This is a genomic window from Thiohalobacter thiocyanaticus (assembly GCF_002356355.1).
Lineage (GTDB): Bacteria > Pseudomonadota > Gammaproteobacteria > Thiohalobacterales > Thiohalobacteraceae > Thiohalobacter > Thiohalobacter thiocyanaticus_A.
Genome location: NZ_AP018052.1, coordinates 558981 through 585350, shown reverse-complemented (window position 1 = coordinate 585350; position 26370 = coordinate 558981). Strand labels below are relative to the sequence as shown.

Here is a 26370-nt window from a genome sequence, read left to right as displayed (position 1 = left end):
GGCCGGCCGAATTATGGGTTACGGCGCAAGCGCCTCCACCCATCCTACCGAATTCGCAATGGCACACCATAACCCCATGATTTTGGAACAGTCGGCAATTTGTCAGTCGCTGACACCTTGAAAAGCCCCTGCCACGGCGCTATGAAGTCCTTATGCCCTCCATCACGGCTTTCTCCTTCGGAACCCTTTCACCCGGGACACCGCCCCACCGACGCGGCGTGTCCGTCATGCCCGACCGCAGACTCAAACCTTCACAGGAGTTGCGTATGAACCAGAACTATATCGTTGTCGCAGACGGCCTGCGTGCCCGCTTCTTCACCCTGCAGGACACGCCCTTTCCGGAAATGGAATCCGGCCCCAACCTCACCGAGGTCAGCGACCTGGTCAACTCCGACCGGGAACAGGACATGTGGAGCGAAAGGAAATCCGGCCGCAACCGCAGCAGCGTGAGCGGTGCCGCCCACGGCTATGACGATCACCGCAGCCAGCACGAGGAGGAGTTCGTGCGCCGCTTCGCCCGCTCCATCGCCGAAGAGGCCAGGCGCCTGACCAACGGCCATGGCGCGAACGAACTGGTACTGGTCGCCCAGAAGAAGACCCTGGGCCACCTGCGCAACGAACTCAACGGCCGCATCCGCAGCGACGTGCAGATCCGCGAACTGGCCAAGGACCTGAGCAAGCTGAGTCCGCTGGAGATTCACGCCCATCTGGCGAAGGAGAAACTGGTGCCGGAGCGGCGCAGTCCAGGGGAACGTTGAAGCGTGAATATCGTAGGATGGGTGAAGCGCAGCGTAACCCATCGAGGCAGGCATGAATGATGGGTTACGGCGCAGGCGCCTCCACCCATCCTACCCGAGCAGCGTAGGATGGGTGGAGCACAGCGCAACCCATCATGCCCAACCCCTTATTCCAGCCTGACCCGATACACCTCCGCCAGTGAGATCCTGCCCTCGCGCGCCAGCTTGAGCGCGTTCTCGGTCAGCGCCACCATGCCCTCGGCGCGGGCGCGCTCGCGTACCTCGTCGGCGGAGACGTCGGGGCGCAGGATCTCGCGCAACTCCGGCGTCATCGCCAGCAGTTCGTAGACCGCCATGCGGCCGTGGAAGCCGGTGTGGTTGCAGGCCTCGCAGCCGGCGCCGTGGTGGAAGACCTCGTCCTCGCCCACTCCCAGGAACCTGCGCATGGTGGCATCGACCGGTTCCGGCTCGATGCAGTGCGGGCAGTTGATACGCACCAGCCGCTGCGCCAGCACGCCCAGCAGCGATGATTTCACCAGAAAGGACTCCACGCCCATCTCGATCAGGCGCATGACTGTGGTGGGCGCATCGTTGGTGTGCAGGGTGGACAGCACCAGGTGGCCGGTGAGCGCGCTTTCCACCGCGATCTTCGCGGTCTCCTGGTCGCGGATCTCGCCGACCATGATGACGTCCGGGTCGTGGCGCAGGATATTGCGCAGGGCGCGGGCGAAGGTGAAGCCGGGCGCGGTGTTGACCTGAATCTGCTCGATGCCGTCGATGTGATACTCGACCGGGTCCTCGACGGTGATGATGTTCACGTTCTGTTTGCGCACTTCCTGCAGTGCGGCATACAGGGTGGTGGACTTGCCCGAACCGGTGGGGCCGGTGACCAGCAGCATGCCGTAGCTCTTGTGCAGCAGATCCACGAAGCGTTCGGCGTCCCGGCTGTTGAAGCCGAGCTCGCTGATCGAACGCAGCCCGGTCTGGACGTTGAGCAGGCGGATGACCACGCTCTCGCCGTTGACGGTGGGGATGATGGAGATGCGCATATCCACGATTGCATCGCCCTCGATCATGCGTGCGCGGCCGTCCTGCGGCAGGCGGCGCTCGGCGATGTTCATGCGGCCGATGATCTTGATCCGCGCCACCACCGCCGCCAGCAGCGCCTTGTTGAACCGACGGATGGGCACCAGGCTGCCGTCCTGGCGGAACAGCAGGGCGACCTCATCCTCGCCGGGACGGATATGGATGTCCGAGGCGTTGCGGTGGATGGCGTCGGTGAGGATGTGATTGACCATGCGCACCACGGGCTTTTCCTTGCCCATGCGCTCGATCTCGTGCAGCGACATCTCGCGACCGCCGTCCTGGCTGCCCTGCACTTCCAGGTCGTGCAGGGCGGCATTGTCCTCGCGCGCCCCGTACCAGGTGTCGACGGCATGCTGGATGGCGCCGCGTTCGGCCACGCAGCCTTCCACGCTCATGCCGGAGACAAAATGCAACAGCTTGATCAGTTCGATGTCGGCGGGGTTCTCCATCGCCACCACCAGGTGGTCGCGGAACACCATCAACGGGAAGACGCAGTGCTCGCGCACCACCGTCTCGGACAGCAGCCGCAGCACGGACTCGTCGATGCGGAACTGCTTGAGATCCACAAAGGGCACGCCCAGGCGCACGGCCAGTTCGGCCGGACTCTCGTCGGCGCGCGGTGCATCATTGGGACGGCGGCGCTGGCGGGCGCCGGTGAGAAAGTAGCTGTGCGCCGACAGCAGCCTTGAGAGCTGGTCCGGGTCGCGCACCGGGCGGTCGAGACGCACCGGCGCGGTCGGGCTGTCGGCGCCCCCTGCCGCCGGCTGGCCGTGCCCTTCCATGCCGCCGATCCGATAGCGCTCGATCGCCGCCAGCGGCAGCCACAGCCGATGCAGGCCGCCGTCCTCGCCGCACTCCAGCAGGTGCAGGCCATGGGCGTCCAGGCGCACCTCCCGGCACAGGCCGTGGCGCAGGCCGCCGTCGCGGAACTCGACATGGTAGGTCCTGGCTTCGCCCTTGCCGGCGGCCGCGCCCGGGGCAGCGTGGAAATCCTGCGCAAAGCTCAGCACCCGGACCTGCTCGAAGGACACCTCGCTGCGCTCGCCGGACCGGTGGTCGTGGATCACCAGGCGCAGGCCGTTCTCGTCGAACTCGCACAGTTCGCCGCTCAGGGGATCGGCATCGAAACGCTCCAGCATGACCTCGGCGCCCGCGTGCCCGGCGGCACCGGCAGCGGTCAGCTGGGCGGGGGAGAGGCTGAGAAGTTTGCTCATGAATCGGGCCTGTACGCTGTGCAGATAGTAATAGCGACCTGCCCGGCTCGAAGCTTAAGGAAACCCTGATTGCCCCCTTCTCGTCATTCCCGCGAATGCGGGAATCCATATACCTCGGAGACATGGATGCCCGCCGTCGCGGGCATGACGAATGAATTCAGGGATTGTTTGAATCAAGAGGAAGGGAAATTGGAGCGGGTGATGGGAATCGAACCCACGTCATCAGCTTGGGAAGCTGAGGTTCTACCATTGAACCACACCCGCGCGGCAGGATGATTCTACCCCCATCGGGACGGGAATTTAAATGTTTTCAGCCGACATGAAAAAAGCGCCGCCCCGAGGGGCGGCGCCTGTGTTGCAGCCGCGGTGCGGCGGGATCAGGCCCGGCGGCGGCGCAGGGCGAGATAGCCCATGCCCAGCAGTGCCATGCCCGGCAGCAGCGGATCGAAGCCGGAACGGCCGTCGCCCATGACGCAGCCGCCATTGCCGCCGTTGTCATCGCCGGCGTCGGCGTCCTCGACCGGCAGCCAGGCGGGGGGCTCGGTGCTGGCAGGTTCCAGCGGGGTGATGCGCAGGGTGAAGCTGGCCTCCTCAGTACCCAGATCGTAGCCCGGCCAGGTGGTGATATCGCCGATCTCGATGTAGTAGTTGAGGTTCAGGTTCGCCAGGTCCTCGATCGGTCCCTGCTGATAGCCGGGACGCCGTTCCAGGGTGGCCGAACCATCGAGGGTGGTGGTCATGGCATCGTTGGTCGCAGTACCGCCCGCAGCCAGTTCGTACAATTCGGTCTCGGCGTTCCAGGTGGCATACAGGGTGCCTGCCGCAGTGGTGGCACTGTCGCCATCGTCGTCATAGATCGTCGGCGGCGTAGCCTCCCAGCCGTCAATGTCGGTCTGGGTCACGACTTCGGTGGTACGGTCGCCGGTGCCGGCATCGATGTCGTAGCTCAGCCACTGGGTGCCGTCATACCAGGCGGCGACTTCGGCGTCGGTGGCCGGGTTGCCGTCGCTGTCATAGAACCAGCCGGTCGGCACCCAGTCCAGGGGCAGCCACTCGCCGAACAGATCCGAGTAGTTGCTGGACAGGATGGTGGACTCGAAGCTGTCCTCGTCCACGGCCAGGCGAGCAGTGTCCACCGCGAAGTTGGCGCGGGTACTGCTGAAGAAGCCCCAGTCGTGGCGCGCGTCGGCCGGGCCGTAGAACAGGCCGCCGGGGAATTCGGCCATCTGGTTGTCGCCCAGGTCGTCCGCGGGATCGGCGCCTTCCTCGCGCAGCGCGATCTTCACGCCGTCGCCGGCCGTGGACTTGACGAAGTCGTCGCCGAGGCCATGACCCAGTTCCACCCGGAACCCGCCCAGGCGGCCGCCGGTGTGGTTGTTGAGCTTGCCGATCATGCGGTAGACGTTGACCGCCGCATCCTGATCATTGGCGACCGGGTTGCCGTCCTTGTCCACGATGGGGTCGACCGCATCCACGTTCCTGACCGTAAACACCATGTCTATGGATCCCACGCCGGTAGCGCTCATCTTGTAGCGCTTGTGGGTCTGGAAGCCATCATTGCACTTCCTGTCCGGATCACCGGCCAGGGAGGCCAGGCGGGGCGCCATCACGCAGTCGGCGATGATCTGGCTGGCGCCGTAGATGGGCACGTTGTTGTAGACGATGATGCCGGGATCCACGGCCTTGAGCTCATCCCAGCCGATCTCGCCGTAGGTGATCGCACCCGCGACCCCGCCGGAGACGTCGCGGTCATAGATCACGCGCATGGGCCCACTGGCATCGAAGGGCCCGAAGTTGGTCAGGTCGATCTCCTGGATCTCGCCGGCCAGGGCGACGGGCGCCAGGGCCAGGCCGATGACTGTTGCAAGCACTTTCGGTCGTTTCTGCATTTCTTTTCCTCATGGCCGCAGCCAGCCCTGCAGGGCAGGCACTGCGCTGCATCAGTAATTTTCAACACGGGGAAGCGGGTCCGGGTCTGGACCGCATCCGGTATGGAATCCCCTGGAACCAACGCCATTGTGGGCACGCCACAATGTCGTTTAGACTGATCCTAATGAGGCACCGGGACAGTCAGAATGACATTTCGCAGAAACGGGTTCGACGACCGCAGAATTCACAATCCGATAACAATTGCAAGCAGTCTTGAGCGGCATCGGATCCTGACCGGGTCCTGAGCAGGCAACATGACGGGACAGACCAAACCGGCGAGCTACTGTACCGATCGCAAATGGAAGGGGCGCGCCGACTGCAGCCACTGCGGCATCCGCCGCCTGATGCTGTTCTCCGAACTGCCGGAGGTGAGCTTCGCCCATCTGCTGAAGCCGATCGACAACTTCGTGCTCGTCCCCGGCGGCATTCTGTACGAGGAAGGCAAAGGGGGAGAGGTGGTGTACTCCATCCGCCGCGGCCTGGTGAAGCTGATGCACTCGAAGCCCAGCGGCGAGCAACGCATCGTCCGCCTGCTCGGACAGGGCGCCGTGGTGGGACTGGAACTGCTGGATGCCGGCGTGCCCTATCAGCACACCGCCATGGCGGTCCAGCCTGTCGATGTCTGCGCCATTCCGGTGAGCACCCTGCGCGACCTGGAAGCACACCACCCCGAACTGTGCGACCGGATACGCCAGCAGTTGCAGTACCACGTCGACCGCGCCGATCACTGGATCAAGACGCTCAACACCGGGGTTGCGCGCGACCGCATCGCCCAGCTGCTGCTGTTGCTGACCGAACTGGCGCCGGACCGCAACGGCGACATCCAACTCCTGCCGCGCGACGACATGGCCGCCGTGGTCGGCATGACGCCGGAAACGGCCAGCCGCATCATTGCCGATTTCAGGCGGCGCGGTCTCCTGGCAAAGATCGCCCCCGGCACCTACCGTATCGAAAAACAACGGCTGCAGAGGCTGTGCGAGGCGAATGCCGGCACTGAATGAAGCCCATCCGTTCGTCCGCTCTCATTGTCGGCCTGTCACTGACACCACTCTCGCTCGCTTTGTTGACAGAAATCAACTCCCCGCTTCACTCTGGCAGCTAGTCTGGATAACGACTCCCTGTTGACTCCCGACCGGACGGAGTTCAATGAACCGATTGCCCGCCTCTGTACCCGCCCTGTCCATTGCCCTGGCGCTCGGCCTTCCCGCCGGCCTGCTGTATGACAGCAATATCTTCGCCACCCGCAGCGACGAGGTGGACGATATTCTCACCCTGTTCACGCCCGCGGTAACGCTGGTCTCCGACTGGGAGCGGCACCGGCTGCAGGCCCGCACCGGCGCCACCCTGGCCCGCTACCGGGACAACGGGGACTAGGACTACGAGGACTACTGGGCCGAACTGGAGGGACGCTACGACATCAGCGAGGCCGGCAATGTCTTCGGCGGCGTCGGTTATACCGCCGAACACGAGGACCGCGGCTCGCCCGACGAGACCCTGGTGGGCGATGAGCCGACCACCTTCGATTCCCGCCACGCCCATGCCGGGGTGGCGCACCGGTTCGGGGATTACAACCTGCGCCTGGGCGGCACCTTCGAGGCGCTGGACTACGACAGCGTCGGGCCGCTGAACAACGACGACCGCGACCGCGATCTCATCGGTCTCGGCGCGCGCCTGGGCTACGAGTTCCATCCGGACTACGAGGCCTACGTCCAGCTGGTCCGCGACATCCGCAGCTATAACGATCCAGTGGACGACTTCGGTTACCAGTGCGACTCCGACGGCGAGCGCATCGCGGTCGGCTTCAAGGGCAGGTTCACCAACCGGCTGCAGGGCGGGGCCTATGTCGGCTGGATCCGCCAGGCCTGGGACGACAGCCGCTTCAACGACCTGTCCACGCCGGATTTCAGCGGCGCCCTCAGTTTCCGCGCCACCCCGCGCACCACGGTCAGCGCGGCCGTCGATCGCAGCCTGGAGGAGACCACCCTGCCCGGCGCCTCCGGCTATCTCTATACCGAGGCCAGCGTGAACGCCGTCCACCGGCTCGACAGCCGCACCCGCTTCAGCGCCGGCCATGGCCGCGGCGACCGGGGCCGGGGCGGCGCTAAGGGCGGGCGCGGCGTGCACGACTTCGCCCGCGGCGGCGGCCGCAGCGTGGAAGTGAAGGTGTTCCGCGGCCAGCGCCCGGTCTGGGCGCAGGAAGGCATCCCGGAGGTGGAACTCGGCCGGCTCAATGTCAGCCGGGCGCCGGCCCATGTGCTGGCCCGGCACGAGGACGAGGCGCTGGCCCGCTACAGCACTGAGATGGCCGCGCTCTACAATCTGCCGGCGGACGCGGCGGCGCAGCTGCTGCAGACCGCCTACGGCGAGACGCCGCGGCTGGACTCGCCGCTGCAGAACCTGGCCATGTACGAACAGGTGATGGTGTTCGGCCGCACCGAACTTGAAGGCATCCAGGCCGCCAGCGCCATCGACCTTGCCGCGATCTTCCTCGGCACCGCCGCCGACAAGAACCTGCCGATCACGGAGGACACGATCATCGCGCTGAACCGCATCCTGGGCCTGAAGGAGATGCCGGCCTACGAGCGCGCTGCACTGGCGAGCCGGGCCAACACGGTGCGCGAGGCGATCCTGATCGGGCACGGGCCGGAGACGGACCACTAGAAAATGGGTGCTGGGGAGGGCTACCGGGACAAGCACAGGCCGGAATAAGGACCGAAGGTCCGTTTCCGGCATATCGCAGAGTTGCCGGGAACGCTACGCTTATCCCGGCCTACAGGCTTACTTCAGTTCCGTCATTCCCGCGAAGGCGGGACAAAAGCGCGGAGCGCGTTGAATGCCGGCACGGCGGCCCTTTATGCCCTTCAGGGTAGTAGGGCAAGCGCAGCGAGTAATCCAGAAACCGCCGCGGCAACTGGATCCCCGCCTTCGCGGGGATGACGGATAAACTGGAATCCGGCATATGTGGGATTAAAACGTAGGTTGGGCTGAGCAACGCGAAGCCCAACCTACGTCTCGTATAGTGCCTCGATCCGCTCCGCATACTGCTCCAGCACCTTCGCCCGCTTGATCTTCATGGTCGGGGTCAGCAGGCCCTCGTCCAGGGTCCAGGGATCCAGCGTCAGCGCCACCCGGCGGATCTTGGCGTAGCCGGGAAAATCGTGCAGCTGGGCGCGGATGCGCTGCAGCACCCGGATCTCGAGCTTCTCGTTGTGCAGGTGAGCCTTGTCGTAGGGGTCCAGCCCCAGTTCGCGCACGAAGCCGAACCAGTGCTGCGGATCGGGCACGATGATCGCGGTGAGATAGGGCCGGCCCTCGCCCACCACCAGCGCCTGATCGAACAGGGAATCGAGCATGATGGCCGCCTCCATGTCCGCCGGGGGCACCTTCTCGCCGTTGGACATGACCAGGATGTCCTTGAGCCGGCCGGTGATGTAGATGTGGCCGCCCTCGATGCGGGCCTGGTCGCCGGTATGCAGCCAGCCCTCGGGATCGATCATCTCGCGGGTGGCGGTGTGGTTGTTCCAGTAGCCGAGCATCACCCCGGGACCGCGCGCGAGCAGTTCGTCGGCCGCGCCGATCCTCACCTCGGTGTCGCGGATGGGGATGCCGACGCTGGCCGGGTCGTTGTCCTCGAAGGTGTTGACGCTGATCACCGGGCTGGACTCGGTCAGTCCGTAGCCCTGCAGCAGCGGCAGGCCGAGCCCGATGAATAGCCGGGACACCGGCTCGGGGATGGCCGCCCCGCCGCTGACCGCCGCGCGCAGCCGACCGCCCAGCTTCGCCAGCACCTTGTCCGCCACCAGCCGCCGCAGCAGCGGCCACAGCAGCAGCGCCGGCGACCAGCGCGCCCGGCCCTGGCTGCGCTCGAAGCGCCGCCAGCCGGTGCGCACGGTGAGCCGGAACAGGCCGCGCTTGAGCGCGCCGCCGCTGGCCAGCTGGTCCTGGATGCGGCCATAGACCCGTTCGAAGATGCGCGGCACCGCGATCAGGATGGTCGGGCGCACGCTGGCCAGGTCCTCGGCCAGCTGCGCCACGGAGCGGGCGTAGCTGACCGTGGCGCCGGCCATCATGGGCAGATAGTAGCCGCCGGTGCGCTCCAGGGTGTGCGACAGCGGCAGGAAGGAGACGAATTCGTCCTCCTGGTAGACGTCGATCATGGTCAGCACGGCGTGCGCCACCGACAGCATGTTGTAGTGGCTGAGCATCACGCCCTTGGGCCGGCCGGTGGTGCCGGAGGTGTAGACGATGGAGGCCAGCGCCTGACCGTCGTGGCCGGCCGGCGGCAGGGGTTCGGCGGCCTGCGGCAGCCAGTCGTGCACTGCGACCAGGCGCCCCGCTTCCGTGGCCTCGACCTCGCCCTCCAGGATCACCACCCGCGTGAGCTGTTCGGCCTTGCTCAGGGCCTCGTCCAGGCGCCGCCAGTGCCCGGCCGACTGCACCAGCAGCAACCGGCACCAGGCGTCGTTGAGAATGTAGGCGGCGTTGTCGGGGCGGTCGTCCACATACAGCGGCACCACCACCAGGCCCAGGCTCAGCGCGGCGATGTCGAAGGCGGCCCAGTCCGGCCCGTTGCGCAGCAGGATGGCCACCCGGTCGCCGGGGCTGAGGCCCTCGGCGGCGAGCGCCTGCTGCCAGCGGGCCACCCGCGTGTCCATGTCGCGCCAGCTCAGGCTGTGCCAGGCCTGCGCGCCGCGGGAGAAATAGCGGTAGGCCGGCGCCTCGGGCGTGCGGCGCACCCGCTCCCGGAACAGGCCGTCCAGGGTGGAGGCCGCCTCGGTGGAAATGAGGTCTTCACTGCTCATGGGGTCTCCGCTGTCCGGCCCTGCCGCGCAATGGCCGGATTTGATGTAGAATCCACGCAGAACCGAATGGCACTTTGTGGCAAGCCGGATTTCAGTCTACCCGTCATTCCCCGTACCGGCCTGCGCCGGCACAGGCTCCAGCGGGATCCATCGTTGGTCTGCTCCGCCAGACACTGGATTCCCGCCTTCGCGGGAATGACGGCGCCGAAGTTTGCCATTCGCTGCCTAACCCTGGTGAACCGGGCGGTTGCGCCGGACCCGGTCTGGAATCACACTCTTATGCAGATCACACTCAACGGCGAAGCGCGTGAGATTGCCGAAGATCTCACGGCGGCGCAACTCATCGAGGAGCTGGGGCTGAGCGGCCAGCGCCTGGCGGTGGAGGTCAACCGCGAGATCCTGCCGCGCAGCGAGTTCGCCGACCACCGCTTCCAACCGGACGACCGGGTCGAGATCGTGCGCGCCATCGGCGGCGGGTGAGGTATTCGATCAGAATTCTCAACGCAGTGACGCAAAGGCGCAGAGGTCACAAGGGCCTTCTCAAAATTCCTCGTCATTGCGAGGCACGCAGTGCCGCGGCACAAGCGAGCTTGCGAGCGCAGAACGTCCGCAGGGCGGCCCCGAAGGGGTGAGCGCAGCGAATAATCTCCATCCGGCTGCTTCTGCGTAACGAGATTGCCACGCTACGTTTATGCCCTATGGGTACTCGCAATGACGGCTAATCAGGAGACACCGATGTCCACCCCCATGCAGGAAATCCAGCCCACCGACGATCCGCTGATCGTCGCCGGACGCAGCTATCAATCCCGCCTGCTGGTCGGCACCGGCAAGTACCGGGATCTGGAGCAGACCCGTCAGGCGGTCGAGGCCAGCGGCGCGGAGATCATCACCGTGGCCATCCGCCGCACCAATATCGGCCAGGACCCGAACGAGCCCAACCTGCTCGAGGTGCTGCCGCCGGACCGCTACACCTATCTGCCCAACACCGCCGGCTGCTACACGGCCGAGGACGCGGTGCGCACCTGCCGCCTGGCGCGCGAGCTGCTGGACGGCCACAACCTGGTCAAGCTAGAGGTACTGGGCGACGAGAAGACCCTGTTCCCGGACATCATCCAGACCCTGGAGGCGGCCGAGGTCCTGATCAAGGACGGCTTCGAGGTCATGGTCTACACCAACGACGACCCCATCATCGCCAGGCGCTTCGAGGAGATGGGCTGTGTCGCGGTGATGCCGCTGGCCGCGCCCATCGGCTCGGGCCTGGGCATCCGCAACCCCTACAACATCCTCACCATTGTCGAGAACGCCAGCGTGCCGATCCTGGTCGACGCCGGCGTGGGCACCGCCTCGGATGCCGCCATCGCGCTGGAACTGGGCTGTGACGGCGTGCTGATGAACACCGCCATCGCCGGGGCCGGCGACCCGGTGCTGATGGCCTCGGCCATGAAGAAGGCCATCGAGGCCGGGCGCGAGGCCTTCCGCGCCGGGCGCATCCCGCGCAAGCGCTTCGCCAGCGCCTCCTCGCCCATCGACGGCACCTTCTTCTGAGCCGTCACGGCGCATGCATGTCCTGCATATCCAGTCCCGCGAGCGGATCGAGGCCCCGGAGGCCCTGAGCCACCTGCCCGCCGAGGGGCTGGTATGGCTGGACTTCATCCGCGAGCAGGAGCCGGACTGGCCGGCCGAGGTGCGCCGTCTGACCGGGGTGGAGATCCACGAGGGCCATGTGCGCGACAGCCTGAACCCGGGCCACCCCTCCTACAGCGACAGCACCAGCGACTACGAAATGGTCATCTTCCGCAGCCTGGCGCCGGAGCAGAACGAGGACTTCAACAGCCGCCCCACGGCCTTGTTCCTGTTCGACCGGGTGCTGGTCAGCGTGCGCGCCGCAGACAGCCGTTCCATTCAGACGGTGCGCGAGCGGCTGCTGCAGCGTCAGGGGCGCATCCCGGCGCGTCCGGTGGGCCTGATGCATCTCATTCTGACCAACATGGTCGACCGCTTTCTGCAGATGCGCGAACCGCTGACCGAGCAGCTGGAAACCTGGCGGCGGGACCTGCTCGATCCCGGCCATCCTTTCGACGACTGGCTGGCGCTGATGAACCACCGCAGCCGCCTGCGCCAGCTGGAACTGCTGTGCGAGGGCCAGGAGGATGCGATCACGGTATGGCGCGACACCACCGGCGTGGACATCGACGATCACCTGGCCGTGCGTTACAACGACCTGCTCGAGCACATCCGCCGGGTGATGAAGTTCGCCACCGATCAGCAGAGCGAGATCGAGTCCCTGGTGCAGTTGCACTTCTCCGCCGTCGCCCACCGCACCAACGAGATCGTGCGGGTGTTGACCGTGATCTCGGCCATCTTCCTGCCGCTAACGGTGATCGTCGGGGTTTTCGGCATGAACTTCGAATACATGCCGGAGTTGGCCTGGCGCTATTCCTACTTCATCGTCCTGGGCGCCATGGCGGCACTGGCCATCGGACTGCTGGTGCTGTTCCGGGTGAAGAAGTGGATCTGACTGCAGGACAGTAGGATGGGTGGAGGCACCCTGTGCCGCAACCCATCGCCGGGGCCGCGGCATGATGGGTTACGCTACGCTTCACCCATCCTACATACCAAGGCCGAGGAAAAAACCTGGATCCAATACGTTAGGATGGGTGGAGGCACCCTGTGCCGCAACCCATCGCCGGGGCCGCGGCATGATGGGTTACGCTACGCTTCACCCATCCCACATACCAAGGCCGAGGAAAAACCTGGATCCAATACGTAGGATGGGTGGAGGCACCCTGTGCCGCAACCCATCGCCGGGGCCGCGGCATGATGGGTTACGCTACGCTTCACCCATCCCACATACCAAGGCCGAGGAAAAACCTGGATCCAATCCGTAGGATGGGTGGAGGCACCCTGTGCCGCAACCCATCGCCGGGGCCGCGGCATGATGGGTTGCACTGCACTTCACCCATCCTACACCCTGGCCCCGCATGTTTTTTACAGGGCTTCCCCTCAGCCCTGGAACCTAGTTACCAGGACCTGATTTTATATACACATCCCGCTGCGGGAACGGGATGGTGATGCCGGCGGCCTTGAAACGGCGCCAGATATCGAGGTTCACCTCCGAACGCACGCCGTTGACGCCGTTCTCCGGGTCCAGGATCCAGACCCGCAGTTCCAACAGGATGCCGTTGTCGCCGAATGCCAGCAGCCGGCACACGGGCGCCGGGTCGTCCTTGATGCGCGGCGAGGCGTGCGCCGCCTCCAGCATGATCGCCATGGCCTGCTCCGGGTCGTCGCCGTAGCTGATCGAGACCGGGATCTTGATGCGCACGTCGCGGTCGGAATAGCTCCAGTTGATCACCTCGGTGGTGATCAGGGTCTCGTTGGGAATCAGCGTCTCCACCCCGTCGCGGTCGCGCACCACGATGTAGCGGGCGCGCAGTTCCTGCACCCAGCCGAACTTGTCGCCCACGCTGATGACATCGCCCGGCTTGATGGAGCGGTCGAACAGCACGATGAAGCCGCTGATGAAGTTGCTGGCGATGCGCTGCAGGCCGAAACCGATACCGACACCCAGCGCGCCGCCGAACACGGTCAGCGCGGTGAGATCGATGCCGACGGCATCCAGGGCGATCAGCAGCGCCAGGGTGAGCAGCACCACCTTGCTGACCTTGGCCACCCCCACCCGCAGCCCGGGGCTGACATGCGCGGCGCTGGTCATGCGGCGCTCGATCAGCGCCGACAACCAGAAGGCGATCACCCACAGCAGGGCGATCAGCAGTACCAGCTTCACCACCGCGAGCAGCGAAATGCGGGTACTGCCCAGGCTGAAGGCGAACTCGTCCATGGCCTGCAGCACATAGGGCAGCCAACCCAGCAGATGCAGCGCCACCAGGATCCAGATGCTGGTACTGACCAGGCTCTCCCAGGCCTTGACCGCCGGACCGGGCGTGAAGCTCTTGCGCAGCAGGTAGACCAGCAGGCGGATGGCGGCCAGCGACAGCAGCAGCGGCACGGCGATATCGAGTACCGCCACGGGGTAGTCGATGCTGTCGAGGATGGCCCGGCCGACGAATACGCCCACCAGCATGCTCAGCGGGAACAGCATGCGGCGCAGGCTCTTGCGGGTGAATTCGTGCAGCCGGCGCTCGGCCTGACCCTCCGGCGTCCGCGACAGCGAGACATAGATCGCCCGGTGCACCAGCCAGGCGCCGATGCCGGCCAGCGCCAGCACCAGCAGCTGCCAGCCGAAATCGGGGTTCTGGATGCGTTCCAGCCAGACGCGGTAGTCGAGTTCGATGCCGTTCATGGGCTCCGGGTGCCAGTTCCTCAGGCGTAGGCTGGGTGGAGGCGCATGACGCCGTAATCCATCGCCCTACCGGGCCTGATGGGTTGCGCTGCGCTCCACCCATCCTACGTCATTGCGAGCGCAGCGCGGCAATCTCATAATGCGACGCCTATCGCTTGGAGATTGCCACGGCGCTGCGCGCCTAGCAATGACGGACTATCAGGATTCTAATGACCACAACCGACCACCTCCGCCGCATCCGCTCCTTCGTGCGCCGCGAGGGACGGCTCACACCGTCCCAGCAGCGGGCACTGGACGAACTGCTGCCCCGCTACGGCCTGGCCCCGGACGCCCCGCTGGACCTGGACGCGGTCTTCGGCAGGGCCGCGCCGCGCACCCTGGAAATCGGCTTCGGCAACGGCGACAGCCTGGCCACCATGGCCGCGGCCGCACCGGAGCAGGATTTCATCGGCATCGAGGTCCACCGGCCGGGGGTGGGCCATCTGCTGCGCCTGATCGCCGAGCGGGAACTGACCAATATACGGGTCGTCTGCGCCGACGCCGTCGAGGTGCTGCGCGCCGCCATCCCGGAGGCCGGCCTGAACCGGGTGCTGCTGTTCTTCCCCGATCCCTGGCCCAAGAAGAAGCACCACAAGCGGCGCATCCTGCAGCCGGAATTCGTCGCCCTGGTCGCGCGCAAGCTCGCCCCGGGCGGCATCTTCCACCTGGCCACCGACTGGGAGGACTATGCCGGACAGATGCTGGAGGTCATGGAGGCCAGCCCCGATTTCACCAACCCGGCAGGGCCGGGGCGGTTCGCCGAACGTCCGGCCGACCGCCCCCTGACCAAATTCGAGCAGCGCGGCCAGCGCCTGGGGCACGGGGTATGGGACCTGCTGTACCGCCGCGTCCATGCGCCTGCCCCCTAAAGGGTGCCGACCGGGACCGACTGTGGTAGGATGCCGGGCTTTTCCACGGGCGGAAATGGCTCCCCCCTGCCGGGGTCTGCGGAGCGCGTCCCGGGCCCGAGGGGCGCCCGAAATTTATCAATTTAGATCAAGAATTTAGTCCTGCGCCAGCGGCGCGGGCACGGCGCCTCCGGGCAGCCGATCCAGGATTTCAAAACCTTGGCTTGAGGAGAACAGCATGTCCAAAAAGCATCCCGTGATCGCGGTCACCGGCTCGTCCGGCGCCGGCACGACCACCGTCAAGGTGGCATTCGAGCACATCTTCCGCCGCGAGGGCATCAACCCCCTGGTCATCGAGGGCGACAGCTACCACCGCTATGACCGCGCGGCCATGAAGGAGGCCATGAAAAAGGCCGAGGCCGAAGGCAACCGCAACTTCAGCCACTTCGGGCCCGAGGCCAACATCTTCGACAAGCTCGAGGAGACCTTCAAGACCTATGGCGAGACCGGTGCCTGCCAGCGCCGCTACTACCTGCACAGCGACGAAGAGGCCGCCCCCTACGGCCAGAAGCCGGGCGAATTCACCCCCTGGGAGGACATCCCGGCCGGCACCGACCTGCTGTTCTACGAAGGCCTGCACGGCGGCGTGGTGACCGAGGACGCCAACGTGGCCCAGTTCGTGGACCTGCTGATCGGCGTGGTGCCGCTGGTCAACCTGGAGTGGATCCAGAAGATCCACCGCGACGCGGCCGAGCGCGGCTACTCCGCCGAGGCCATCGTCGACACCATCCTGCGCCGCATGCACGACTACGTGAACTACATCACCCCGCAGTTCTCGCGCACCGACATCAACTTCCAGCGCGTGCCGACGGTCGACACCTCCAACCCCTTCATCGCCCGCGACATCCCTACGGCCGACGAGTCCTTCGTGGTGATCCGCTTCCGCGATCCGAAGAAGCACAGCGTCGACTTCCCCTACCTGCTGAACATGCTGGAGGGGTCGTTCATGTCGCGGCGCAACACCATCGTGGTGCCGGGCGGCAAGATGGGCTTCGCCATGGAGATCATCCTGGCGCCGATCATCGAGCAGATGCTGGCCGGACGCGGCTGAAGTCGAGCACCATCGCAACACGCAAACCCCCGGCTGGTCCGGGGGTTTTTGCTGTAGGACGATAGCTTCAACCCGGACACTGGTGTATTTTTCCCTTAACATTACCGAAGCGCCTGGTGCCGGCACGGGAATGACGGGAAGAGGCGTAGGTCGGGTTAGCCCGGCAGGGCGTAACCCGACAGGGGACGCGGCTCATGTCGGGTTACGCTGCGCTAACCCGACCTACAGGATTAGATTTTTCCGTCATTCCCGCGAAGGCGGGAATCCAGGTGTTCCCGAGGCATGGATGCCCGCCTGCACGGGCATGACGGCAGGGGTAATGATCTGAATTTTCTCAGCGGAATCCGTTCATCCATGACCCCCGGTAAACGGCATGAAGGAACAGCCCCACAAACAGGCCGACACACAGCGCTTCCGTTACGGCCACAGCGCCGGCGCGGACTGGGAACAGAGCGCTGAGCAGTGCCTGCGCCAGATCGGCTATATCCCGCCGGAGACCAATCTGGGCTTTCTCTACGTCACCGACGAGCACGCCGCCATCCTGCCCTCCATCCTGGAGCACTTCCGCGAACAGACCGGGATCGACGACTGGGTGGGCACGGTCGGCATGGGCATCTGCGCCACCGGCACCGAGTACTACGAAACCCCGGCCATGGCGGCGATGGTCGGCGCCTTCGGACCGGACGACTACCGCATCCTGCCCACTCTGCAGTCGCTGGAGATGAGCGAGCTCGACGCCCTGGACAACTGGCTGGCGGACAGCGCCGCCCACCTGGGCATCGTCCATGGCGATCCGCGCAATGCCGCCGGCCCCGAACTGATCGAACGCCTGGCCGCGCGCCTGCCCGGCGGCTTTCTGGTCGGCGGCCTGAGTTCCTCGCGCGACCAGGAACCGCAGATCGCCAACCGCATCGTCCAGGGCGGCCTGTCCGGCGTGGTCTTCTCCGACCGCGTCCGGGTCGTGACCGGCCTGAGCCAGGGCTGCACCCCCATCGCCGGCAAGCACGAAATCACCGAGTGCGAACGCAATGTCATCAGCCGCATCGACGACCGTCCGGCGCTGGAGGTGTTCTACGAGGACATCGGCGAGATCCTGGCCCGCGACCTCAACCGGGTGGCCGGCTACATCTTCGCCGGCCTGCCGCTGCAGGGCTCGGACACCGCCGACTACCTGGTGCGCAACCTGGTCGGGGTGGATACCCGCAACCAGCTGCTGGCCGTCGGCGACCTGCTGCAGCCGGGCCAGGAAATCCAGTTCTGCCGCCGCGACGGCGCCTCGGCCTGGGAGGATCTGGAACGCATGCTCGCCGATCTGAAGCAACGCACCGGCGACCGCCCCATTCGCGGCGGCGTCTATTACTCCTGTCTGGGCCGGGGCAAGAATCTGTTCGGCGAGGAGTCCGACGAGCTGCGCGCCATCCGCGACCGGCTGGGCGAGTTCCCGCTGGTGGGCTTCTTCGCCAACGGCGAGATCTTCCACAACCGGCTCTACGGCTATACCGGGGTGCTGACATTGTTCTTGTAAATGCCCCGTCTACCGGCATCCAGGGGTAGGTCGGGTTAGCCCGGCAGGGCGTAACCCGACACGGACCGCGGATCATGTCGGGTTACGCTGCGCTAACCCGACCTACGGCACTACAGAACTTGCGTAGGATGGGTGGAGCGCAAGCGCAACCCATCGCTGGCCGCCGGCCGATGGGTTACGGCGCGGAGCGCCTTCACCCATCCTACACACTGCGTTTTCACCGTCATTCCCGCGCAGGCGGGAATCCAATGGCCACGGCGGTATCTGGATTACTCGCTGCGCTCGCCCTACTACCCTGAAGGGCATAAAGGGCCGCCGTACCGGCGTTCAACGCGCTGCGCGCTTTTGTCCCGCCTGCGCGGGGATGACGGGCAGTACGTAGGTCGGGTTAGCCTAGCGTAACCCGACATAAGCCGCGGTCCGTGTCGGGTTACGCCCTGTCGGGCTGACCCGACCTACTGCTTGCGCAGGACGGGTGGAGCGCAAGCGCAACCCATCGCTGGCCGCCGGCCGATGGGTTACGGCGCGGAGCGCCTTCACCCATCCTACACACTGAATACCACCTGGCAACGGAACCCATACCATGCACTACCGCAAACTCGGCCATACCGATATCGACGTCAGCCTGATCTGCCTCGGCACCATGACCTTCGGCGAGCAGAACAGCGAGCGCGATGCGCATGAACAACTCGACCGCGCCGTGGCGGCGGGGGTGAACTTCATCGACACCGCCGAGCTCTACCCGGTGCCGCCGCGCGGGGAGACCCAGGGGCGCACCGAGGCGTACATCGGCAGCTGGCTGGCGCGGCGCGGCAAACGCGACGATCTGGTCATCGCCAGCAAGGTGGCCGGCCCCACCGACTGGTGCCCGCACATCCGCGGCGGCAGCAGCCATCCCGATGCGGCCAACATCGAGATCGCGCTCAATGACAGCCTGCGCCGGCTGCAGACCGACTATATCGATCTCTACCAGGTGCACTGGCCGGACCGCAGCGCCAACTTCTTCGGCAAACTGGGTTATGAATACGACGCCAGTCCATCGCTGCCCATCGAGGATACCCTGGAGGCGCTGGCGTGCCAGGTCGAGGCAGGTAAGATCCGCCACATCGGCATCTCCAACGAGACGCCCTGGGGCACCATGCGCTACCTGCAGCTGGCCGAGGCGCGCGGCTGGCCGCGCATCGTCAGCATCCAGAATCCCTACAGCCTGTTGAATCGCTCATTCGAAATCGGCCTGGCCGAGATCAGTCAGCGCGAGGACGTGGGCCTGCTGGCCTACTCGCCGCTGGGCTTCGGGGTGCTGAGCGGCAAGTACCTGGACGGCGCCCGGCCCGAGGGCGCGCGCCTTAGCCTGTTCGAGCGCTTCAGCCGCTATTCCAATCCCCAGGGCGAGCGCGCCACCGCGGCCTACGTGGCGCTGGCCCGCGACCACGGCCTGGACCCGGCGCAGATGGCGCTGGCCTACGTCAACAGCCGGCCCTTCGTGACCGCCAACATCATCGGCGCGACCCGGATGGAGCAGCTGGAGAGCAATCTGGGGAGTGCGGATCTGACGCTGTCGGAGGAAGTCCTGGAGGGGATCGAAGCGATTCATCAGGCGCATCCCAATCCCTGCCCCTGAAACCACCTGCGCCGTAGGATGGGTGAAGCGCAGCGCAACCCATCATTCGCACTTCAAACCGATGGGTTGCGGCGCAAAGGCGCCTCCACCCATCCTACGAATAGCGACAGCTACATCCTGACGTAACCCTCCCGCTCCAGCCGCTCCACCTCGGCCGGGCCGAAGGGCACGATCTCGACGAAGGCGGGCAGGTCGTCGCCGCCCAGGCCGAGAGACTCCATGCGGGTCTGGCAGGCCTTGACCTCGATCACCCCGAAGGCGTCCAGGCGGGCGGCCAGATCCACCAGGTCGCGATACTCGGCGTAATTGCCGATGGCGAAGAATTCGATCTCGGGGCCGTGCAGCACCAGGGCGAAGCGGGGCGGGTTCGAACCCGGACGGGGGCCGGGTGTGACCTCATCCAGACGTTGCAGCAGCCGGCGCAGTTCCTGCGGTTCATGCAGGTTGATGTCATAGACCCGATGCCGCTGTTCCAGTATCTCGGGAATCGGGTGAGCGCGTGGAGCATCGCCGTCCGCAGGCAGCGGCGCAGCCTGCAACACCCCGGGCCCGCCGCCTGTCAGCAGCACCAGGACCAGCAGGAAATTCCGCCTCTGCTTCATGCCTTCCCCCGAAGTCGGTATAGTTCACGGCTGGGATGAGCCTCCCGGGACAGAAAATACCCCCATCATGACAGAACAACAAACCCGCAACCGCATCATCGCCTGGTGGCTGTTCCTGTGCTGCGCCATGGTCTTCTCCATGATCGTGCTGGGCGGGCTGACCCGGCTGACCGGCTCCGGGCTGTCGATGGTGGAGTGGGACCCGATCTTCGGCATCCTGCCGCCGCTCAACGAGGCCGAGTGGCAGGAGGTGTTCGACAAGTACCGCGGCTCGCCCGAGTACCTGCACGTCAACGCCGGCATGAGCCTGGAGGGGTTCAAATCCATCTACTGGTACGAGTTCGCCCACCGGCTGTTCGGGCGCACCATCGGCACCGTCTTTCTGCTGCCCTTCCTGTTCTTTCTCTGGCGCGGCTGGATTCAGCGCCCGCTCATCCCGAAACTGGCCGCCCTGTTCGTGCTCGGCGGGCTGCAGGGCGTGCTGGGCTGGTACATGGTGATGAGCGGCCTGGTGGACAGACCGCACGTCAGCCAGTACCGCCTGACCGCCCACCTGATGCTGGCGGTGCTGATCTACGCCTGGATGTTCTGGCTGGCGCTGGACCTGTATCACAACCGTGCCGACCACCGCTGGCGCGCCGGGGTCCGCTTCGGCTGGCCGGCGCTGGGACTGATCCTGCTCACCATCGCCTCCGGCGGCCTGGTGGCCGGGCTCAAGGCCGGCCTGGCCTACAACACCTTCCCGCTGATGGACGGCCGGCTGCTGCCGGAGGTGATGTTTCCCTTCGAGCCCTGGTGGCGAAACTTCTTCGACCATGTGGCCACGGTGCAGTTCGACCACCGGCTGCTGGCCCTGACCACCTTCAGCGTCATCCTGCTGGGCTGGCTGCTGACCCGCCCCGGCCTGCCCCCCGGGCGGGCCCGTCTGAGCCTGCACCTGCTGGCGCTGATGGCCCTGGTCCAGGTCTCGCTGGGCATCGCCACCCTGCTGCACCAGGTGCCGGTCAACCTGGCCAGCGCCCACCAGGCCGGCGCCATCCTATTGCTTACATTGGCAATTATCCATCTCCACGCCCTGACCCAGGCGGCCCCGCCCGGGTCCGACTGAATATCGCCGATCACCGCCGGCGGCGCTGCTGGACAAAATTCCACCATTGCTTCACCCTTGAACAGGGTAATAACAACAAGCCGTCCGGTCGCGCCCCGCGATCCGAGGCATGCGCGCGCAAGACTGCGACCCCGTCAGCAGGGTGAGGGGCAGTTGCCCGCGCGCGAATACAACGGGGTCTGAAACAGCTGTGGCAACAACAACAAAGGATCTCGGCGAACTGCGGGAAGGCATGGTCCTGGGTGCGGACGTGTCCTCGCCCCGCGGCCAGATGCTGCTGGCCGCCGGCGCCACCCTGACCGATCGCCACCTGCGGCTGCTCGCCGCCAACGGGGTGGCCCGGGTCGAGGTCGACACCGCCGGCGACGACGCGGCGCAGCCGACCGGCCCGGCGCTGAATCCCGCACAGCTGGAGGCCCGATTGGAAACACGCTTTGCGCACAATGACCCGGCGCACCCCCTGATCAGGGAACTCAAACGGATTTGCCGCAGCCGCAACGAGGGTGGAGAAACGGATGGAGACTGAACTCAACACACTGGTGCACCGGGCCAACGAGCTGGCCTCTCTGCCGGAGGTGGTCATGCGGGCCGTGGACATGATCAACGACCCGGAAGCCTCGGCGGCCGACATCGGCAACGTCATCGCCGACGACCCCGCCCTCACCGCCCGGCTGCTGAAGATCGTCAACAGTCCCTTCTACGGCTTCCCCTCGCGCATCGACACCGTCTCCCGCGCCATCACCGTGATCGGCACCCTGGAACTGCTGGACCTGATCCTGGCCACCAGCGTGATCAAGGCCTTCAGCGGCATTCCGCCGGAACTGGTGAACATGGATGAGTTCTGGGAACACAGTCTCTACACCGGCGTGGTATCACGCGTCCTCGCCACCCGCCACCGCGCCCCCAGCAGCGAACGCTTCTTCATCGCCGGCCTGCTGCATGATATCGGCTCGCTGGTGATCTACCGCCACCGCCCGGAGCAGGCCGCCATGATCCTGGAGCAGGCCCGCGGCAGCGTGGTACCGCTGCATATTCTGGAACGGGAAACCTTCGGCTTCGACCACGGCCAGGTCGGCGCCGCGCTGATGCAGACCTGGCACCTGCCCGAACACCTGATCGCCAGCGCCTGCTGGCATCACCAGCCGCTGGAGGTCGACGAACACCGGCTCGAGGTGGCCATGGTCCACCTGGCCGACGTCATCGCCAGCGCGGTGCATTCCACCGCCTCCGAAACCGAACGGGTACCGCCCATGGACGCCCGCGCCTGGGATCTGGTCGGACTGCCGGCGGAAAGCGTGGATGCCATCATCAGCGAGGCGGACAAGCAGTTCGCCGACGCCCGCGCGGCCATTCTGCCCAGCGCCTCCGCGGCGTAGGGCAGCATTCCCGGCAATATTCGGCGGCAAACCAAAGGAACCTCTGATTTATTCGTCATGCCCGCGAAGGCGGGCATCCATGTCGCTGAAACCACTGGATTCCCGCCTTCGCGGGAATGACGGCAGGGGAACTAATCAGCGTTCCCCAAAAAAAAGGTTCTTCACAGATTTGCGGGGTTGCTCAAGAGTCGCTGCAGCCCCCACAGGTAAACCAGGCCAGCATCCGTCATTGCGGCGCAGGCCGCAATCCAGAGGCCGCCGAGGTATCTGGATCCCGGCCGGAGCCTGTGCCGGCGCAGGCCGGTACCGGGATGACGGCTCTGGGTTACCGGCCTGCCGGCTGGGCTGGTTCGCTTGCCTTGCCCGGAAAGGCGCGATGAACCAAAAAAAAACGGGACGCGAAGGTCCCGTTAAGAGGGTGGAGGAGCACATCCCACACAGCAAAAACAAATTTCCTGCTACCAGTTACACGGGCCCTGGCTGCGGTCGGGGCACACGGTCAGCGAATCCGTCACCGCCCCTCCGAGCATCGCCTCGCCCAGGTCCGCCGAGTTCATGTCCGCCCCCTGCAGCTGCGCATCGCTGAGGTCGGCGAAGAAAAACCGGGCACTGTAGAGATCCGCCTCGCGCAGATCGGCGCCGACCAGGCTGGCGCCGTCCAGATTGGCGTTGTCGAGGCGCGCATACCTGAGGCCGGCCCCGTCCAGATTGGCCCGCTGCAGTCGGGCGCGGGTGAGAAAGGCGTCCTCCAGGCGCGCCTCGGTGAGCACCGCGTCGGCCAGGTTGCAGCCGCCCAGAATGGCGCCGCGCAGATCAGCGCCGGTCAGATCGGCTTCGCGCAGATCCGATCCCGTGACCGCGGTGTCGGCCAGCTTGACCTGGCGCAGGCTGGCCCCGTGCAGATCCGCCCCCAGCAGGTTCTGTCCGGACAGATCGGTGCCATCGAGATTGCAGCCGGGACAGGCGTTGGTCTCCAGCAGCCGCTGCACCGCCTGCTCGCCCGAATCCGGCTCGGCGAACACGCCGCCCAGGGGCAGCAGCAGCATGAGCGCAAGCCCGGTTGTCAAACTGCGGCGATCAATGCGCATGATCTGCGTGACCATGATCGTGGTCATGATCGGTCCCGGTCCCGGTCCTGGCCTTCGCCTTCGTCAATTCGGCGAAGCGCACCTGCAGCGGCGCCTGGCCGCGCATGCTCAGGGTCAGCACCGCGCGCGGGGCAGCGGTCGCGCTGATGCGTGAATCCTCGGCCAGCATGCGGCTGTCGCCTTCCGGCGCGAGATTGAGGACGATGCGTTCACCGTCCTGGAACAGGATCAGCTGACCCTGCGCGCCCGCGGTCGGCCGCGGCTGATTGGCGTGATCCATGACCCAGACCACGGCCTTGCCTGACTCCACCACCAGTTCCAGGTGATAGGGCCCTGACATGCGCATCATGCCGCCGTGCACGGCACCATGCTGGTCAAGATATTCGTCGGTGTGCGCCTGCAGCGCAGGCTGAACGGCCACCAAGCCGGCGATCATGAACAGCACTTTCACTACCTGACTGATAATTTTCATAATCGACTCCAGATTGCATAAAGAAGTGACCCGGCAGACGCCGGGTCACGACTGACGGCCTCAGACCGAAGTACTGCGCGAGGACTTCAGGCCCTCCCAGCTCTCCGGCACCACCACGTGGTCGTGCATGCCGCCGGGGTTCGGCAGGCGTGCCACGATCTCGTCGCTGTCGGCGTGGATCACCACCATGCCGGACTGGCCGGACTGGTGACCGCTGTACACCGTGGTGATGAACTGACCGTCGATGGTGCAGTCGCAGGTGTGCGGATCCGGACCGGTATCCCACTTGGCGACCACCTTCCAGGTCTTGGGATCGACCTTGCAGATGTAGCCGTTGTGCGGCTTGCGCGCCCAGATGGTGAAGAATACCCAGCGCGAATCCGGCACGTTGCCCATGTGCAGGGGCAGGTACTTGCGCCCGAAGCCCTCGACGAAGGCCTCCTTCTTCCACTTCATCGGGTCCGGATCCTCGGAGCGGTAGACCGCGATGTTGTTCTGCAGCACGTTGTTGCAGGCCAGGAAGTACTCGCCGCTGGTGTTGAAGCCGGCCTCGTGCAGCGGGGTCAGCACGGACGGCACTGAGTAGGTCCAGGTGTAGCCCTGCTGCTTGACCAACGGGAAGTTGTCCGGGGCGCCCTTGCCGGTGGACAGCATGGCTTTGACTTCCCAGGTGTTGGTGTCGACGATGGCGCAGCAGCCCAGGCGGCGGATCAGGATCGCACCCAGCGGCAGCTCGGGATGCCAGGTGAAGGCGTCGACGAACACGGCGGTCGGATCGGCCGGCATCAGCTCCTCGCCCAGCATCGCCTCGTGACTGGTCTTCATACCCTTGCGGTCAAGGTAGTCGAACTTGCCGGTCGAGGAATCCGGGAACACATGAGAGATGTTGACCTGACGGGCGACCGGGTCGTAGTCGCAACGGAAGGCCTTGACGATCTTCGGGTTGTCGCTGATGTCGGTGATCAGCACCATGTCCTTCTGGCCGTCGGCGAAGGCGACATACTTGTTGGCGTTCGGACCCACACCGATGGAGACGTGCACGCCCAGCGCCATGCCGGTGGTCTCGCTGACGTCGTTGACCACGGAGATCTTGTTCTGCTTGCCACTGCCGTCGTAGCGCATCTTGTACATCTTGAATGCGCCGCGGTCACGCCACTCCGGGGAGTTCTCGTTGACGTAGGGGGCCGCGGGCGGCTGCATGGTCTGGTAGAAATCGAAGGTCTTGTATGGGTCGGCCGAGGGCATGGCGGCGATGTGATGCGGAATCGGCATGTCGATGCCGGCCAGGCCGAAGTTGTACCAGGCCAGGGTCTCGGGCACGGACAGGTCCAGCGCGGAGACCGAACCGCTGTACTTGCCGGGCAGCAGGATGACGTTGCCCTTGAACTGCTTGAACAGTTCGTGCTGGCGCTCGCCGGTGGCGTCATGCACCGCGGCCATGGCCGGGTTCATGGCGAAGCTGCCGGCGGTGCCGGCCACGCCGGCGGCCATGGCGCCCTTCATGAAATTGCGTCGGGAAATACTCATTGAAAATTCTCCTACGATTCGCTGACTGTCTCAGACCTTGGTATCAGACCAGTCCTGCGGTCCGACATAGACTTTTTCCACCTTGCCGTTCTTGTCGATGACGAACACCGTCGGCAGACCGCGGAAACCGAGCTTGTTGGACAGGCCGGTCGGGCTCAGGGCGTCGTTGGGCGCGACGAACATCGGATGCTTGATGTTCTCCTCACGCTTGATCACACGCACGGTGCGGGCCGTCTCCTGGATCGGGTCCACGCCCAGCAGCTTGCCGCCCACCTGGTCGGAATTCACGAACAGCAGCTGGGTGTCACCCTTGCCGGTAAAGGCGTTCTGCAGCTTCGTCAACTCATCCACGGAAACCGGAACCGCGGAGATGAAGAATGCCAGCACAGTGCGCTTGCCCTTGATCAGCTTGCTGACATCGGTCTTGTTGCCGTTGGCATCGTAGATGTCCCAGTCGGTGGGGAACCGGTCTCCGGCCTGCACGCCTCTGGGGAACACTTCGCCGCCGACTTCGTCGGCCGTGGGGAAGTTTCCGTCGATGCTATCGGCCACTGCAGTGCCCGGAGCAGCGAGTGCGAGCATAAGTGCACCGGCCGCAGCCGAACACCCGACAGTCAGCCGACCGCCCCGGGCCGGATGTCTGGATGTTTTCATGTTGATTCCTCCTTCAGTTTCGATGTGTACTCACTTGAGTTGGCAGGAAGCTGCGTGCTGTCCGTCTGCAAAGCGAGAACTGGAACGACCCGGCGCACCTGCCGCCAATCCCTACACTCAAGTTCCATGCCAGACTTTGTCACAACGCTATCTGAATGATTTAACAGGAATGTCATAAACCACGCGGGATATCACCCATACCCTCGTTTCAGATTGAACCGAGGTGAAAACGCACTACGGGTTTCAGTAAGAAACACCCGCCGGGGAAGCGGGTGCAGAGGGGAATGGAACTTACATAAGCCGGACTTCAGTCTATCCGTCATTCCCG

General features: G+C 65.5%; 21 protein-coding genes, 1 tRNA gene and 1 pseudogene. 13 read left to right on the top strand and 10 right to left on the bottom strand.

Annotated features, from left to right (window positions below):
* The first annotated feature begins 266 nt into the window (after positions 1 to 266).
* The gene (locus tag CFK21_RS02745) at positions 267 to 758 is read left to right on the top strand and encodes a VLRF1 family aeRF1-type release factor (protein WP_157745257.1); all 492 of its coding nucleotides are present in this window, start codon (positions 267 to 269) and stop codon (positions 756 to 758) included.
* A gap of 146 nt (positions 759 to 904) precedes the next feature.
* Here the strand turns inward: CFK21_RS02745 and CFK21_RS02740 are convergent, their stop codons facing one another.
* The 3 genes from CFK21_RS02740 to CFK21_RS02730 form a co-directional block, all read right to left on the bottom strand.
* The gene (locus CFK21_RS02740; protein WP_096364506.1) at positions 905 to 3037 is read right to left on the bottom strand and encodes a GspE/PulE family protein; all 2133 of its coding nucleotides are present in this window, start codon (positions 3035 to 3037) and stop codon (positions 905 to 907) included.
* Positions 3038 to 3227: 190 nt separating this feature from the next.
* Positions 3228 to 3301: transfer RNA gene (locus CFK21_RS02735), tRNA-Gly, on the bottom strand.
* A gap of 113 nt (positions 3302 to 3414) precedes the next feature.
* A complete protein-coding gene (locus CFK21_RS02730) occupies positions 3415 to 4926 on the bottom strand; it encodes a choice-of-anchor F family protein (protein WP_096364504.1) in 1512 nt (503 codons plus the stop codon).
* A gap of 294 nt (positions 4927 to 5220) precedes the next feature.
* Between CFK21_RS02730 and CFK21_RS02725 the strand changes: the two genes are divergently transcribed.
* Together CFK21_RS02725 and CFK21_RS15375 are read left to right on the top strand one after the other, a co-directional pair.
* On the top strand, positions 5221 to 5967 hold the full coding sequence (locus tag CFK21_RS02725; RefSeq protein WP_096364502.1) for a Crp/Fnr family transcriptional regulator: 747 nt from the start codon (positions 5221 to 5223) through the stop codon (positions 5965 to 5967).
* Between the two features lie 145 nt (positions 5968 to 6112).
* A pseudogene (locus CFK21_RS15375) lies at positions 6113 to 7627 on the top strand (outer membrane beta-barrel protein).
* Positions 7628 to 7971: 344 nt separating this feature from the next.
* Here the strand turns inward: CFK21_RS15375 and CFK21_RS02710 are convergent.
* Positions 7972 to 9768: an AMP-dependent synthetase/ligase gene (locus CFK21_RS02710; protein WP_096364496.1), complete on the bottom strand. Its 1797-nt coding sequence runs from the start codon at positions 9766 to 9768 to the stop codon at positions 7972 to 7974.
* Between the two features lie 279 nt (positions 9769 to 10047).
* On the opposite strand from CFK21_RS02710, the gene thiS reads away from it, so the two are divergent.
* From thiS to CFK21_RS02695, 3 genes are all read left to right on the top strand, one after another.
* On the top strand, positions 10048 to 10248 hold the full coding sequence (gene thiS / locus CFK21_RS02705; RefSeq protein ID WP_096364494.1) for a sulfur carrier protein ThiS: 201 nt from the start codon (positions 10048 to 10050) through the stop codon (positions 10246 to 10248).
* A gap of 267 nt (positions 10249 to 10515) precedes the next feature.
* A complete protein-coding gene (locus CFK21_RS02700; RefSeq protein ID WP_096367455.1) occupies positions 10516 to 11313 on the top strand; it encodes a thiazole synthase in 798 nt (265 codons plus the stop codon).
* Between the two features lie 13 nt (positions 11314 to 11326).
* The gene (locus CFK21_RS02695; protein WP_096364492.1) at positions 11327 to 12286 is read left to right on the top strand and encodes a magnesium transporter CorA family protein; all 960 of its coding nucleotides are present in this window, start codon (positions 11327 to 11329) and stop codon (positions 12284 to 12286) included.
* Positions 12287 to 12784: 498 nt separating this feature from the next.
* Here CFK21_RS02695 and CFK21_RS02690 read toward each other — a convergent pair whose 3' ends face one another.
* Positions 12785 to 14071 (bottom strand): mechanosensitive ion channel family protein, encoded by a 1287-nt coding sequence (locus CFK21_RS02690; RefSeq protein ID WP_096364490.1) that lies wholly within the window; start codon positions 14069 to 14071, stop codon positions 12785 to 12787.
* Positions 14072 to 14280: 209 nt separating this feature from the next.
* On the opposite strand from CFK21_RS02690, the gene trmB reads away from it, so the two are divergent.
* The 4 genes from trmB (at position 14281) to CFK21_RS02670 (ending at position 19215) form a co-directional block, all read left to right on the top strand.
* On the top strand, positions 14281 to 14979 hold the full coding sequence (trmB, locus tag CFK21_RS02685) for a tRNA (guanosine(46)-N7)-methyltransferase TrmB (RefSeq protein ID WP_096364488.1): 699 nt from the start codon (positions 14281 to 14283) through the stop codon (positions 14977 to 14979).
* 217 nt (positions 14980 to 15196) lie between these two features.
* Positions 15197 to 16069 (top strand): phosphoribulokinase, encoded by an 873-nt coding sequence (locus CFK21_RS02680; RefSeq protein ID WP_096364486.1) that lies wholly within the window; start codon positions 15197 to 15199, stop codon positions 16067 to 16069.
* Positions 16070 to 16442: 373 nt separating this feature from the next.
* Positions 16443 to 17594 carry an FIST signal transduction protein gene (locus CFK21_RS02675; protein WP_096364484.1) on the top strand — a complete coding sequence of 384 codons (1152 nt, stop codon included), beginning with the start codon at positions 16443 to 16445 and terminating at the stop codon, positions 17592 to 17594.
* Between the two features lie 583 nt (positions 17595 to 18177).
* The gene (locus CFK21_RS02670) at positions 18178 to 19215 is read left to right on the top strand and encodes an NADP(H)-dependent aldo-keto reductase (RefSeq protein ID WP_096364482.1); all 1038 of its coding nucleotides are present in this window, start codon (positions 18178 to 18180) and stop codon (positions 19213 to 19215) included.
* A 110-nt stretch (positions 19216 to 19325) separates the two neighbouring features.
* On the opposite strand, the gene CFK21_RS02665 is transcribed toward CFK21_RS02670, so the two are convergent.
* The gene (locus tag CFK21_RS02665) at positions 19326 to 19817 is read right to left on the bottom strand and encodes a DsrE family protein (protein ID WP_096364480.1); all 492 of its coding nucleotides are present in this window, start codon (positions 19815 to 19817) and stop codon (positions 19326 to 19328) included.
* A gap of 67 nt (positions 19818 to 19884) precedes the next feature.
* On the opposite strand from CFK21_RS02665, the gene CFK21_RS02660 reads away from it, so the two are divergent.
* From CFK21_RS02660 to CFK21_RS02650, 3 genes are all read left to right on the top strand, one after another.
* On the top strand, positions 19885 to 20925 hold the full coding sequence (locus tag CFK21_RS02660) for a COX15/CtaA family protein (protein ID WP_096364478.1): 1041 nt from the start codon (positions 19885 to 19887) through the stop codon (positions 20923 to 20925).
* Between the two features lie 190 nt (positions 20926 to 21115).
* Complete coding sequence (locus CFK21_RS02655; RefSeq protein WP_157745255.1) at positions 21116 to 21451, top strand: hypothetical protein; 336 nt, start codon at positions 21116 to 21118, stop codon at positions 21449 to 21451.
* Positions 21441 to 22301 carry an HDOD domain-containing protein gene (locus CFK21_RS02650; protein WP_096364474.1) on the top strand — a complete coding sequence of 287 codons (861 nt, stop codon included), beginning with the start codon at positions 21441 to 21443 and terminating at the stop codon, positions 22299 to 22301. Before CFK21_RS02655 ends, CFK21_RS02650 begins: the two co-directional genes overlap by 11 nt.
* Positions 22302 to 22759: 458 nt before the next feature.
* On the opposite strand, the gene CFK21_RS02645 is transcribed toward CFK21_RS02650, so the two are convergent.
* Genes CFK21_RS02645 through CFK21_RS02630 form a run of 4 tightly spaced genes read right to left on the bottom strand, consistent with a single transcriptional unit; the run spans position 22760 to position 26042 of the window.
* On the bottom strand, positions 22760 to 23416 hold the full coding sequence (locus CFK21_RS02645; protein WP_096364472.1) for a pentapeptide repeat-containing protein: 657 nt from the start codon (positions 23414 to 23416) through the stop codon (positions 22760 to 22762).
* On the bottom strand, positions 23379 to 23861 hold the full coding sequence (locus CFK21_RS02640; RefSeq protein ID WP_096364470.1) for a hypothetical protein: 483 nt from the start codon (positions 23859 to 23861) through the stop codon (positions 23379 to 23381). Before CFK21_RS02640 ends, CFK21_RS02645 begins: the two co-directional genes overlap by 38 nt.
* 60 nt (positions 23862 to 23921) lie before the next feature.
* On the bottom strand, positions 23922 to 25388 hold the full coding sequence (locus CFK21_RS02635) for a twin-arginine translocation signal domain-containing protein (RefSeq protein WP_096364468.1): 1467 nt from the start codon (positions 25386 to 25388) through the stop codon (positions 23922 to 23924).
* Between the two features lie 30 nt (positions 25389 to 25418).
* Complete coding sequence (locus CFK21_RS02630) at positions 25419 to 26042, bottom strand: TlpA family protein disulfide reductase (RefSeq protein WP_197702984.1); 624 nt, start codon at positions 26040 to 26042, stop codon at positions 25419 to 25421.
* Positions 26043 to 26370: the final 328 nt, after the last annotated feature.